The following is an 11,874-nucleotide window of genomic DNA, read 5'->3' as shown; positions in this document are numbered from 1 at the left end:
GCCAGGATGTTGCCGCAGCCTACGCCGCTCCACCCGTATCTCGTGGCGCCACCACGCGTTGAAGTCATACACATAGACGAAGCCTTCGTGTTCGCGGAGACGAAACGCAGTCAGTGGCAGTTCGTTTGCCGCGGTGGAGAACTGCAAGATGCCCTCATGAGCTTCGCCGTAACGCCTGCCACGAATGCTGAACGTGTGCAGATGCTCGTCGGCCCAGCCCATGACTACCTGGATGACATTGTGCAATTGTCCAAGCGTCAAGTGCTCAGGAACGAGGACGCGTCGCCAAACCGGCGGGCTCAGGCCGCTCAGAGCAATTCGAAGTTGAAGGACGGAGATCGCCGGCCCAGGAACGGAAGCCATGCGCGCATTTTAGTTGCCTCATTGGTCTCTCAGCAGTGGCCCGGTCGTCTGCCCCCGCTTTGGCGCGGTCTCCTGCCCCTGCGCGTTGCGGTAGCACACCGCCCCAGGGGTTAGGGTCCGCGGGCGTCACAGTAAAGCAGTCCGCGGCCTGCAGGTGGGCCAGGGTCGGGCCGTGCGGGGCCATCCCTCTAGCACGCCAATTGCCGAAGGAACATTTCCCCGTCTATGTCGTCTATACTTGACACATCGATCGGAGATTTTCGCCATGAACCCTGCACTCTTGGGTAATACGATTCAACACAAGCGGATCGCCCTCGGCCTGACCCAGCAGCAACTGGCGGATATGGCCAAACTGTCGCGCCAGTCCCTAAACGGCATCGAGCATGGAACCGTGAACGCCACGCTCGAAACGCTGGGCCGGCTGATGGACGTCCTCGGCCTGGCGCTTGATGTGTACGATCCCGAAGCCGGCCGCCAGGCCAGGGGCACGCCGACCCGCGCGCTATGGATGGCCGCAAAGGGCGCAAACGTCAGTTACACCGGCGAGCTCACGCCTGATCAGCTTGAATGGGCGCTGGCCACTGGCGAGGTGCCGGCGGAGTTTCGGCCGCAAGTAGCCCAGATCCTGGATGAGGCGCCACTGCAGCTCGTCACCAAGGTAGTGGCCGAGGTGGCGGCGAAGCAGCATCGGAAACCGGCCGACATCTGGAAGAACCTCAGACGGCTCGCGCAGTCATTGACGGCGACACGCGGAGGGCTGTGGGCATGAAGATTGAGCTGCAGGGTGACATCTGGGAAAGCCTGTTCCCTCACGCCTTCACGCTGATGGAGGAGGTCAGGAAGCATGGGGGTATCGAGCCGTTCTGGACCTTCGGGGGCGGGACGGTCCTGATGCTCCGGTACCGCCATCGCTTTTCACGCGATATCGACCTCTTTGTGCCGGACCCGCAATATTTAGGGTTCGTGACGCCCCGCCTGAGTGAGACCGCAGAGGGCATCACGAGCGACTATGTGGAGCAGGGGGAACTTCGTGAAGCTGGTCCTCGACGCCGGCGAAGTCGACGTCGTGGCCTCGCCCAACCTGACCGACGAGCCATTCGAGATCTGGGAGATCATGGGGCAGCCAGTCAAAGTGGAGACTGCAGCCGAAATCGTTGCCAAGAAGCTCTACCATCGGGGCAACCGCGCCACCGCACGGGATCTCTTCGACCTTGCCGTCGTGGTCGAGCAAGAACCAACAGCCCTCGCGCATGCCGCGCCGTTTCTGCTGAGGCATGCAGCATGCCTTCCTGCGCCAAATCGAGGCGGGCCCGCCGATCATGCGCGAGCAGTTCGCCAGGATCCGGCGGATCAGCTTCGACCGAAGCTTTGATGAGTGTGTCGCGCTGGCGCGGGATTTTCTCGATTCGCTGCAGGAAACGGATGATGCTCCGCAGAGGGCGCGGGAACGATATCGCCCGTAAGGGGTAGCCGTACTTTTTGCGCGAAATCTGGTGGTTTTGGCGCTCTCGCTTTCTACGTCAGTGCACTGACCACAATTGTGCAACAGCTTGCTGCACAACTTCAGGCTTGGCGAACGTACATCTAGCTGTACCATCCCTCCAGCCGTTATTCAACGGAGGCAGTCATGCTAACGCTTACGGGACGGCAGGTCAGGTCCTAGGCCGCCGGCAAAGAGCAGAAGTTTGATGACGGCGAGCTCATCAGAGCGATAGCGAACTTTTCGGCCACGTTTCATTCCGCGCCCTCTGTATCCCCATCCTTCCCGGTGCGCCGCGACTCCAGCTCTCGCCGCGTTTTGGCTAGTTCCTTAGCTAGCAGTTTTTCATCGGGCAGCACAGTCTGGTACTCGGCAGCTAGCACCTTATTCGGCAGACCTTCCAATGCATAGTGGGCCTCTGATGCACCTTTTTCGGCGCAAAGGATCAATCCCACCGGTGGGTTCTCTCCAGGCTTCATCCAGTGTTCGCGCGCATAATTAAGATACAGGTGCATCTGCCCTGCGTCGGCGTAGCTGAACTTGCCTACCTTGAGGTCGATCACCAATAGGCACTTGAGTTGACGGTGAAAGAAAAGGAGATCGACGCGAAACCAACTGTCGTCAATTCGCAGCCGACGCTGGCGTCCGATGAAGGCAAAGTCATCGCCCAGTTCAAGCAGGAAGTCAGCCAGATGTCGGATCAATGCCTCTTCGAGGTCGGATTCGGAATATTCGTCTTTTAGATCGAGAAACTCCAGGACGAATGGGTCTTTGATGGCTTCCTCGGGCGTGATCGCATCACCAGCTTCGGCCAGCTCACCTTTTTCCAGCATGCTAGCCTTGTTGCGCGACAGGGCGGTACGTTCGTAGAACTGGCTGCTGATTTGCCGATCAAGTTGCCGTACCGACCAGCCTCCACGCAAGGTTTCGGTTTCATAGAAATGGCGCGCTTGCTCATTTTTAACCGATAACAGACGCACATAGGCCGACCAAGGCAAGGGAAAGGCTTTGGCAAGGGCAGGCAGGTCAACCGCATTGCACCGCAGTGACTCCGAAAGCACGGTACCCACTGAAATCGCAGACAGCGTCTGCGACTTTCGAGCGCGGGGCAATTTCGCAGACGCTGTCTGCGAAATCCGCTCAAGGGGCCACTCTTGGTAAAACGAACGCATCTGCTCCAAGTTACGCTCGGAAAATCCTCGCCCAAATCGGGTGGACAAGTCGGCAGACAGCCGCTTGAGCAGGGCTTGTCCATAGGCTGCTCGATCTTGCCCGCCTTGCTCGAACTCGACGATACGCCGACCGATTTCCCAGTAGGTTGCCGTCATCAGTGCATTGATACTGCGCGCGGCGACGAGACGGGCGCTCTCGAGCAAGACGACGATGTCGCCGTGGATGCCGCTGTAGGCGGGACTGGAGGATACGAGGTCGGTCATGCCTCGACCTCGTTCAGAAGCCCCTCGATTTTGCCTGCCAGGCGCATCACCTCAACCTCAAGGCCTTTCGGGTCCTCGAGGAGCGCGTCGGGCAACTTATCCGGGACCACGCAGTATCCCGTCCAGCGAGCCTTTAGGTCCGCGCCTAGATGGACGTTCATTGCACGACTCGGTTTCTCCACAAACGCTCCAGTTAGCCCTAGCTCGAGTACAACGATCTGTGCACATTGTACCGGCGATTAGCGCACCGCCCCAAGCGCCTGTTCTGCCTCCCCCCCAACAGCAGGCTGATCGTGTCGCGCTCGGCCTGCAGCCGTGCCCGCTCCGGAGCCCCAGCCACGGCCGCGTCTTGCGCCCTCGCCTGCACCGCCGCTAGCTCGGTGCGCACGCTCGGTAGCGCTGGCGCGCTCCTGCGCGACGGTCACCTGTTCGCGGCTGGGCTCCAGCTCCGTCGAGAATTGGGTACGCAGCTCCTCGAGTTGCCGCTGGCTCGATCCAGGGTTTTCTGGTGGGCGCACTCAAGGGGAAAAGGTACTGACATGTGTCGCTGTGGGGATCATTTAGCCTTGGCTTTGCTCTTGCTCGCGTCCTGACGTTCTACATCCGCAGATTCCCGCTGATTGTCCCCGCATGACACGGGCATTCCGGGGTGCAGGAAAGGCAGGGTCGCCCATAAATGTAGTCCTTGCCACAGTAGTGTCGTGATCCCGCCGTGCCTGCGCGGCGAACTCAGGCTGCGGACAAGCGCCAGACGCCGCCTATTTGAGTTGACGTGTGCGCGGAAGCTAAAGGCGGATTTCCGCAGGCCCAGCGCAAGCTCGTGCTTGCGGTACGGGCCAATCACTTCGCCAACATCACCTGCTTATGCCGGGCTTCAGGCTTGGTCGAGACTTTGGTACGTAGGTTTATCTAGACAACAAATCGGCTGACTCCGTCATTGAGACTTCCCTGCCGCGGGAGACCTCCCCGGGAATCGCGGCTATCTCCGCAGCGCCGTCGGGAGCCGCCATGATGCCTTCGGACGACAATTGCTCGAGTCTTCTCCCAGGAGACCGGCATGGAAACTCCCGGCCCCCGGCAGTGGGGGTGAAATTACGGCCGTGCGACGCTATCATCGATGCGTGTACGCCGAGGCGCAATGGCGCGACCGGACATGCACTGCAATGATGAGAACTGAATATGCCGCCCAAGAGCTTGATGTTTCCGCTGACAAAATGTCCGACGACGTCCGTCGAGGCATTGGCGACTCAGATCCGCCGCCTGGACGTCGGCAAGGTGGTCATTATCGGGGGTGATCCGCTCAAGGCGCAGGCACTGCGGGACAAGCTTGCCGCCGCCGGCATGGTTGTAAACATGGCCGCTCAGTGAATGGTCGGAAATAGGCGACGCCCAACCGGTAAAGGACCTCGGCAGGCCGCGTTAGCCGGTGCTGTGATCGTGGCACTGGCCGTCGGATTCGCCCAGTCTGACAAGCCAACAGCTCCCGGCACCGCCAAGGCGGCGGAGCTGGCGGCGGCAGCCTTTGTTCGTCGAACGTTCACCGAGAATCCGGTTGGGGTCAGCGAAAAGCCCAAGATCGCGGGTGATAAGGCCCTGGTTCGAACGGTGTATGGCGCGAGCAAGGGTTGTACCGTAGGACTCGTTCGTGATCCGTCCGACGCGAAGTACGGGTGGTCCGTGCGATCCTCCTGGTGTTTTACGAGGACTTAACCAGAGCCTTTTCCCCCACTGCAACGTATGGCTAAGGTGTTATGGATTGGTTTTCCGGCGCGAGGCAGTGGGACCTGGCTCCGACTTCACATCCAGCGTCATCAATTGCTCTCGCCGTCGAGGTCCGGCAAGCCAACACCGCCGAGAAATTGGTACGCGACGGCCGGTAGCCGCGGGACGACCCTCTTTGCATCTATCTGCCCGAGGATGCCGACACCCGCGTGCCGACGTACGTGCAGCCGCATGCCGGCGACGATCTTGTTAAACTGCGCAGCCGAGCAATCGGCGCATTCTTCCTCGGCACCGGCGTCACAGTGGCAGAGAGCGCGCCGCACAGGTAGTTGACCAGCAGCCCGCGGCTACTCCGGGTTCCGGCGCATGGGGCGGTGATACCCGCACTGGCCACGTCGCATCCTTCTCCGTCCCGATTCTCTCGACCTGGTAGGCCCGCCGAGCCACCATGCCGATAGCCGGTGACCTGGCGTTCTCCCGCAAGGCTTCCGGCACCGCGATCACCGAGATCAGCCTCGTGAGGATCGTACGCGCTGCACTGGGGGCGATCGCCTTTTGAGGTTGATGACATGAGTCCGCGAATTCTCCGCAATACCTTCTGCCGCCGCCAACCGCTCGCGGTCCAGCCCAGCGATGCGATCAGCGAACTGCTTGGCTTTGCCCGTTTCCGAACCTGCAGCCGGATTGCCGCCGCCGTCAAAATGAAAGCACTTGAGCGAGCCCCGGCGCGTCCTCTCAGGTCGACGGCAAGCCCACATGCAGCGCGGTTTTTGCTATGCTCCAGCGAGCGCTCATGCCTCTGGCAGGTCAGCGCCCAAACCACTAGAAATTGAGGCTTCAATCCCATGGTAACTAAAGCTAAAGCTGTCGCGAAGACCCCTGCCAAGCCTGCAGCCAAGAAGGCACCGGCAACCAAAGCCCCGGTGAAGGCTGCGGCCAAGAAGGCGGCGCCAGCGAAAAAGGCTGCCGTAGCTGCACCGGTCGCCAAGCCGCTGAGTGACAAGTTCAACAAGTCCAGCCTGCTCGCTCACCTTGTCGCGCAAACCGAACTGGATGCCAAGACCGTCAAGACCGTGTTGGCCCATCTGGAAAACACGGTGTTGAGCGCAGTGCACAAGAAAGGCGCGGGCGAATTCACCCTGCCCGGCCTGTTCAAGGTGGTCGCCACCCAAGTGCCGGCGACCAAGAAGCGCTTCGGCAAGAACCCGTTCACCGGAGAGGATCAGTGGTTTGCTGCAAAGCCGGCGACCGTCAAGGTGAAGGTCCGTCCGATGAAGAAGCTCAAGGACGCCGCTGCCTAAGCCATTGTCGACTTGCAAGGTGAAGGGAGCCCTAGCGCGGCTCCCTTTGTTTTAAGCAGTTGCTCAGTGTCCTCTAAGTATGTCCCATACCGGCCATTCGGGACATTCCGCCATCTACTCGTTTGTAACAAGCGCGCCAGTTGATTTCCACCGCGCGGGCGGGAGCCGCCATCGGCATCCAATCTCGCGTGACTGAGGTTTTGGCACTCTTTCATGGAAAGTCGTGTTTCTCTTGGCAAGATTCGGAAATTCGCGCGGGGCCGCCTCGAAGGTTGAAAGTGGTCGCCCGGCAGCAGAGCCGGGAGTGGGCTTCCGTCGGTTAATGCGTAGCAATCAGTTTGTCCTACAGCAGATGAATAGACAGTTCACGAGACATGTGCAGCGCAGCGGAAAGGCATACCCCGGACGGTTGGTCGACCCGTTAATTCGTTCGGACCAGCCGCAATCGGAGATTCGCCCAGTCCAAACTAGGCGGGAGGGCCCGCTGGTTGATTCCGCAGCCGCCTCCCTTGAAGACATGCGGCTTCAGCGCTCGCTGCAACGGTGCGATTGGGACCGGTCCCTTTGACTGCTCCCGACATTCTCGCGCCACACCTGACGCCCGGCGGACACCTGCTTGCGGTGCCGGAGGACGCCGCGCCAATATTGGCAGACGATACGCGACTGCGGCTTGGGAGTTCGTTTGCATTTGGCGAGGGGCATGGCCTGCTGCATTTGGGAACGGCTGAAATCGGCCGAATTTTGCCCCCCGCGTGGGCCTGGTGGCGTGATTTTGCCGCGCGCTATGTCACCGCCTTGTGCGCTACGCCCGAAGGCGGCGAGATCATGGTCGCAACGCCTGCTGCCAATGATTTTGATGCCATGATTGCCGATGCGCCGCCGATGACGGGCGGCGAGTATCTAACGCCAGATGTGCTGGCCACGTTGTGGGGCGAGATCGATACTGCCTTGCACCAGGAACTGGCGACCGCAAGCGTCTCGCTTCAGGACTTCCTCAAGTTGCGCCACCCGGCCTGGAATCTCGTCGGCCGTGTGCATTTCAACCTCGCTGAGAACCGCAAGGACCCGGAGTCACCGTTTGCCTTCCTTGCGACTTACACCTCGCGCCTGTCGGCCCATGGCAAAGCGCAACACCAGCCACTGTCGCAAGCCCTGGCGGAATTTTCGGGAACCAGGAGCAAGGCGCAGCTCCTGTCGTTACTGCTGCCGGTGCAGCGCGCTGCGGAACACTGCGATTGGCTTCGCGACATGGTGGATACCGGCGAGATATACCATCCGCTGCGCTGGACGCCGCTCGACGCCCATCGCCTGCTTTCGGACCTATCCAAACTCGAATCCGCCGGGATTGTCGTACGCACGCCAGGCGTCTGGCAGGCGGGCCGCCCTGCTCGTCCCGTTGTGAAAGCCAGCGTCGGAGCACGACCGCCTTCGCTCCTGGGCAAGGACGCGTTGCTCGATTTCAGCATGGAGGTCTCCCTCGACGGCGAGCGTCTCAGCGCCTCCGAGGTCAGGGATCTGCTCAAAGGCGCCGATGGCTTGCAACTCATCCGTGGTCGCTGGATCGAGGTGGACAAGAAGAAGCTTAGTCGCCTCATGAAGCGATTCGAGGCCATGGAAAAGGCGGCGCAAACTGGTCTGCCCTTTAATGAGGCCCTACGCCTTCTGGCGGGTGTTTCGCTCGACGAGAGCGCCGACCCCGCTGACCGCGACTGGTCGCAGCTTGTTGCAGGGCCCTGGCTGGCCGACATCCTGCAGGAGTTGCGTCAGCCGGAGGGGTTGGCGCAGATCAGCCCGGGACCGGAACTCAAGGCTAACCTGCGGCCCTACCAACAGGTCGGCGTGCGGTGGTTGTACCTGCTCACCCGGCTCGGACTGGGCGCTTGCCTGGCGGATGATATGGGTCTGGGCAAGACCATGCAGGTACTCTCGCTGCTGCTCGTGCTGAAGCGCGAAAGCGCCGAGGTCCGGCCCAGTCTGCTGGTCGCCCCCGCATCGCTGCTGGCCAACTGGGCGGCAGAGGCCGAGCGCTTTGCCCCCGGCTTGCGCCTACTGATCGCCCATCCGTCGGTCATGCCGGCGGCCGAATTGCGCGCGCTGGACCCCGCGCGGCTTGCGGACATCGATCTCGTCATCACCAGCTATGGCTCGCTTCTTCGCCAGCCGGTACTGGGGGCCATCCAATGGCGCGTTGCCGTTATCGACGAAGCGCAGGCGATCAAGAATCCGGGCGCCAAGCAAACGCGACAGGTCAAGCAGCTCCAGGCACAATCGCGCATCGCGCTGACCGGAACCCCCGTGGAAAACCGCCTGTCCGATCTGTGGTCCATTTTCGATTTCACCCATCCCGGATTACTGGGCTCAGACAAAGTCTTTGCCAACTTTACTAGGCGGCTGGCGAAGGCCGAGCACTTCGGTCCGCTGCGAACGCTCGTACGCCCCTACATCCTGCGCCGCCTGAAGACCGACAAGCGGGTAATCGACGACCTTCCGGACAAGACCGAACTCAAGGCCTGGTGCCACCTGAGCCCGAGCCAGGCGGCACTTTATCAGCGTGCGGTGAAGGATCTGGCCGCCGCGCTTGAAGACGCCGAAGGCATCGGTCGCAAGGGTGTCGTGCTGAGCTTCCTGATGCGCTTCAAACAGATATGCAACCATCCATCGCAGTGGTTGGGCGACGCGGCCTGGAAGGCGGAAGACAGCGGCAAGTTCGCCCGCCTGCGCCAACTGGCCGAAGTCATTGCCGCCAAGCAGGAAAAGGTACTGGTATTCACCCAATTCCGCGAGACCACTGAACCGCTGGCGGCATTCCTGGGTTCGATCTTCGGCCGCGAAGGTCTGGTACTCCATGGCGGCACCCCGGTAGCCAAGCGCCGCGAATTGGTCAAGCGATTCCAGGAGGATGAGCTGACACCCTTCTTCGTGCTCTCGCTCAAGGCCGGTGGGGCGGGTCTGAATCTCACCGCCGCTTCACATGTGATCCACTACGACCGCTGGTGGAACCCGGCCGTGGAAAACCAGGCGACTGATCGTGCATTCCGTATCGGCCAGCAGAGGAACGTCCTGGTGCATAAGTTTATCTGCCGTGGCACGATCGAAGACCGTATCGACCAATTGATCGAGGCCAAGCAGCAATTGGTGAAGGATGTGCTGGAGGGCGGCGCGGAACTCCTGCTCACCGAGATGAGCGATCGTGAATTGCTCGATCTCGTGAAGCTCGACGTTTATGCCGCGCAGGAAAACTGATCGTCAACAGGAATCGCAATGGGTTACGGTTACGGGGGATGGAAGCCCTATGTCTCGGTCGCCGAGCGAAGAAAAAAGGCTGAACTGGCCGCCGCGAAGGCGAAGAAGGCTGGTGCGGTCCTGTCGCCAATCGCGTCGTATCGCGGCGCCATCGCCAAGACCTTCTGGGGCAAGGCCTGGTGCGACAATCTGGAAGGCTACAGTGACTATGCCAACCGGCTGCCGCGGGGCCGTACCTATGTGCGCAACGGTTCCGTGATCGACCTGCAGATCACGGCAGGCGAAGTCCGCGCGCAGGTAATGGGTTCGAGCCTCTACACGGTCGCTGTGACCGTGACTGCGTGTCCTGAAAAGCAATGGCGGGCGATCGGCGCCGATTGCGCGGGGTCGATCGATTCGATCGTGGAGCTATTGCAGGGCAAGCTCTCGACATCCGTGATGGAGCGCATCTGCAAACCTGGCACCGGTCTTTTCCCGGTGCCGAAAGAAATCAAGTTTAATTGCAGTTGCCCGGACTGGGCGTCAATGTGCAAGCACGTTGCTGCCGTACTCTACGGCATCGGCGCGCGGCTCGACCAACAGCCGGAATTGCTCTTCGCCTTGCGCCGCGTCGATGTCAATGATCTTGTCAGGCAGGCTGGCGCTGGCCTGCCCAAAGCCACAAAGCGACCCGCTACCAGCAAGGTGCTCGACGACGCGCTGGTGGCCGATGTGTTTGGCATCGAGATGGCCGACGCTTACCCACCGCCGAAGCCTGCTGCTGGACGTAACAAGCCACCGGCAGGTAAGGTGACAGCGAAGAAGGCGACCAGGTCGGCTGTCTCGACAGCCCGCAAGCCACCTGCGAACGCGAAGACTGCGGAGGACAATAAATCGGTAACAAAGACGTTACCAGTCAAGCTATCTGCTGGGCCACGTAAATCAACATCTGGCAACGTTGTTGCCGGTAAAGCAAGGGTGGCGAACTCGCCTGCAACCCAGAAAGAGGCTGCAACAAGGAAGCGCGCCAGTACTCGATTGGTGAAAGGTACGTCCCGCTAAATGGTGATCTGGCGAGCGACTCGAAGGGGTGAGTGACTACTGTTCGGCCGAGCCGGCCGGTCGCAAGTTGCGGCCGGATAACGCCCAGCTCGCACCGGCACTCTAACGGGAGGCGCCCGCCTTCCGTTAGAGTGCCGAGCTGATCATCGTTCGTGCTTGGCGATGAAGGCCCCAACAGTGTCGTGCAGTAACTTGGGACGATGGGTTCAGGGCTTGGCCTGTCCATAGTCCGGACGATCGCAGACCGCATCGGCGCACAGGTCAGCATTGGCTACAGGGACGAGGATGCGCAGCGCGGGTTGAGGGTGACTCTGCGTATTTCGCACGCAACCGCCTCAGTAATCGGTCTCCCTTTGTTTTCGCTGCAGTTTACCGGGGTAGCCGCTTCTTGTAGCCATGCGGCTTTCCGGGCCGCCAACCAAGAAAAATGCCAATAAATCAATAGGTTGCTGTCTGTCCCATTTTTGCTTTTTGAAGTGCTTCAAGCGACATATTAGCGTGTTGATCGTTGCGACCACCTCTCATTGCCGCTACCCTCCGCAGTCCGTCTCATGCGTCGGAGAAGCGCGATGGATCACTGGCGGTTGGCCTACCTCGGGATGCGGCAGATCCCACGGGAACTCAGTGAGTTCGAGCTTGCCACGTTCTTCACCTACTCCCCCAAGGAACGCGCACTGATTGATGCTCGGCGCAGCCCCTTGTATCGCTTGGCCGTTGCCGTACACATCGGCTTTATCCGCATGACAGGACGTACGCTTGACGCCTGCAAGCAGGTGCCAAGATTTCTCTGGGCGCATGTCGGTGCCCAGGTTGGTGTGACACCGCCGGACATGGGCACGCTCAACGCACTCTACGATGGGCGCACCGATACACTGTCAAATCATCAGATGCTGGCCTACCAAGCCCTCGGCTTCAGTCCGATGGCTGAGCACCAGCGCCGCTACGTCACGCGCTGGCTCAAGGAGCGATTGACGGGACAGCCGAGCCGCACCGAGTTGTTTCATGAGCTGAAGCGCTGGCTGTATGAGCATCGGATACTATTGATCCTTGTATAAATGACGACATCACCACAACTCGGCCTGCTTCCAGCACGCGGCAATGATGTTGGCGCGTTGTTGTGCGCTGCGCAGCCGATTGCRGGCGGTCGTTTTGAGTTCGGTGAGCGAGTGTGGGCAGAAGTTGGCCAGGGCATGGCGCTTGAGCCAGGCCCAGAGATACTCCACTGGATTCAGGTCCGGGCTGTAGGGCGGGACAAAGGCCATCTGCACTGCCCCACCAGTGCTATCGA

At 60.7% G+C, this 11,874-nt stretch carries 9 protein-coding genes and 3 pseudogenes; 7 read left to right on the top strand and 5 right to left on the bottom strand.

All coding sequences use genetic code 11. From position 1 onward, the window contains the following. Nucleotides 1-363: plasmid pRiA4b ORF-3 family protein (locus tag AC1DT6_RS39220; RefSeq protein WP_477104688.1), on the bottom strand; the 363-nt coding region annotated here is incomplete at its 3' end. A 265-nt stretch (nt 364-628) separates the two neighbouring features. On the opposite strand from AC1DT6_RS39220, the gene AC1DT6_RS39215 reads away from it, so the two are divergent. Together AC1DT6_RS39215 and AC1DT6_RS39210 are read left to right on the top strand one after the other, a co-directional pair. Continuing rightward, complete coding sequence (locus AC1DT6_RS39215) at nt 629-1,132, top strand: helix-turn-helix transcriptional regulator (RefSeq protein ID WP_477104687.1); 504 nt, start codon at nt 629-631, stop codon at nt 1,130-1,132. After that, nucleotides 1,129-1,735 (top strand): annotated as a pseudogene (locus AC1DT6_RS39210) (nucleotidyl transferase AbiEii/AbiGii toxin family protein). Before AC1DT6_RS39215 ends, AC1DT6_RS39210 begins: the two are co-directional and overlap by 4 nt. Nucleotides 1,736-2,097: 362 nt before the next feature. Here the strand turns inward: AC1DT6_RS39210 and AC1DT6_RS39205 are convergent. The 3 genes and pseudogenes from AC1DT6_RS39205 to AC1DT6_RS39195 form a co-directional block, all read right to left on the bottom strand. Continuing rightward, entirely contained in the window at nt 2,098-3,279 is a 1,182-nt protein-coding gene (locus AC1DT6_RS39205; RefSeq protein WP_477104686.1) for a PDDEXK nuclease domain-containing protein, read from the bottom strand. Continuing rightward, complete coding sequence (locus AC1DT6_RS39200) at nt 3,276-3,440, bottom strand: hypothetical protein (protein ID WP_477104685.1); 165 nt, start codon at nt 3,438-3,440, stop codon at nt 3,276-3,278. The genes AC1DT6_RS39205 and AC1DT6_RS39200 overlap by 4 nt, the downstream gene beginning before the upstream one ends. Before the next feature lie 140 nt (nt 3,441-3,580). Then, a pseudogene (locus tag AC1DT6_RS39195) lies at nt 3,581-3,764 on the bottom strand (DNA-binding protein); the annotation flags it as partial. A gap of 694 nt (nt 3,765-4,458) precedes the next feature. Between AC1DT6_RS39195 and AC1DT6_RS39190 the strand changes: the two are divergent. The 5 genes and pseudogenes from AC1DT6_RS39190 to AC1DT6_RS39170 all read left to right on the top strand — a co-directional run. After that, the gene (locus AC1DT6_RS39190; protein WP_477104684.1) at nt 4,459-4,647 is read left to right on the top strand and encodes a hypothetical protein; all 189 of its coding nucleotides are present in this window, start codon (nt 4,459-4,461) and stop codon (nt 4,645-4,647) included. Between the two features lie 1,199 nt (nt 4,648-5,846). Continuing rightward, nucleotides 5,847-6,302 (top strand): HU family DNA-binding protein, encoded by a 456-nt coding sequence (locus tag AC1DT6_RS39185; protein ID WP_477104683.1) that lies wholly within the window; start codon nt 5,847-5,849, stop codon nt 6,300-6,302. A gap of 564 nt (nt 6,303-6,866) precedes the next feature. Continuing rightward, complete coding sequence (locus AC1DT6_RS39180) at nt 6,867-9,545, top strand: DEAD/DEAH box helicase (protein ID WP_477104682.1); 2,679 nt, start codon at nt 6,867-6,869, stop codon at nt 9,543-9,545. An 18-nt stretch (nt 9,546-9,563) separates the two neighbouring features. Beyond that, a complete protein-coding gene (locus tag AC1DT6_RS39175; RefSeq protein WP_477104681.1) occupies nt 9,564-10,586 on the top strand; it encodes an SWIM zinc finger family protein in 1,023 nt (340 codons plus the stop codon). Between the two features lie 569 nt (nt 10,587-11,155). Then, nucleotides 11,156-11,629, top strand: a pseudogene (locus AC1DT6_RS39170) (DUF4158 domain-containing protein); the annotation flags it as partial. A gap of 21 nt (nt 11,630-11,650) precedes the next feature. On the opposite strand, the gene AC1DT6_RS39165 reads toward AC1DT6_RS39170, so the two are convergent. Beyond that, nucleotides 11,651-11,874 (bottom strand): transposase (locus AC1DT6_RS39165; RefSeq protein ID WP_477115525.1); only part of this gene is annotated, 224 nt, incomplete at its 5' end.

Source organism: Cupriavidus sp. 01L45, from assembly GCF_056399885.1.
The sequence above is the reverse complement of the archived record's forward strand: the minus strand, read 5'-3'. Positions and strand labels throughout refer to the sequence as shown.

Excerpts from the sequence above, each read along its gene's own strand:
- AC1DT6_RS39185 (WP_477104683.1), top strand. The coding sequence starts at position 5,847 with ATGGTAACTAAAGCTAAAGCTGTCGCGAAGACCCCTGCCAAGCCTGCA.
- AC1DT6_RS39215 (WP_477104687.1), top strand. The coding sequence starts at position 629 with ATGAACCCTGCACTCTTGGGTAATACGATTCAACACAAGCGGATCGCC.
- AC1DT6_RS39190 (WP_477104684.1), top strand. The coding sequence starts at position 4,459 with ATGCCGCCCAAGAGCTTGATGTTTCCGCTGACAAAATGTCCGACGACG.
- AC1DT6_RS39200 (WP_477104685.1), bottom strand. The coding sequence starts at position 3,440 with ATGAACGTCCATCTAGGCGCGGACCTAAAGGCTCGCTGGACGGGATAC.
- AC1DT6_RS39205 (WP_477104686.1), bottom strand. The coding sequence starts at position 3,279 with ATGACCGACCTCGTATCCTCCAGTCCCGCCTACAGCGGCATCCACGGC.
- AC1DT6_RS39175 (WP_477104681.1), top strand. The coding sequence starts at position 9,564 with ATGGGTTACGGTTACGGGGGATGGAAGCCCTATGTCTCGGTCGCCGAG.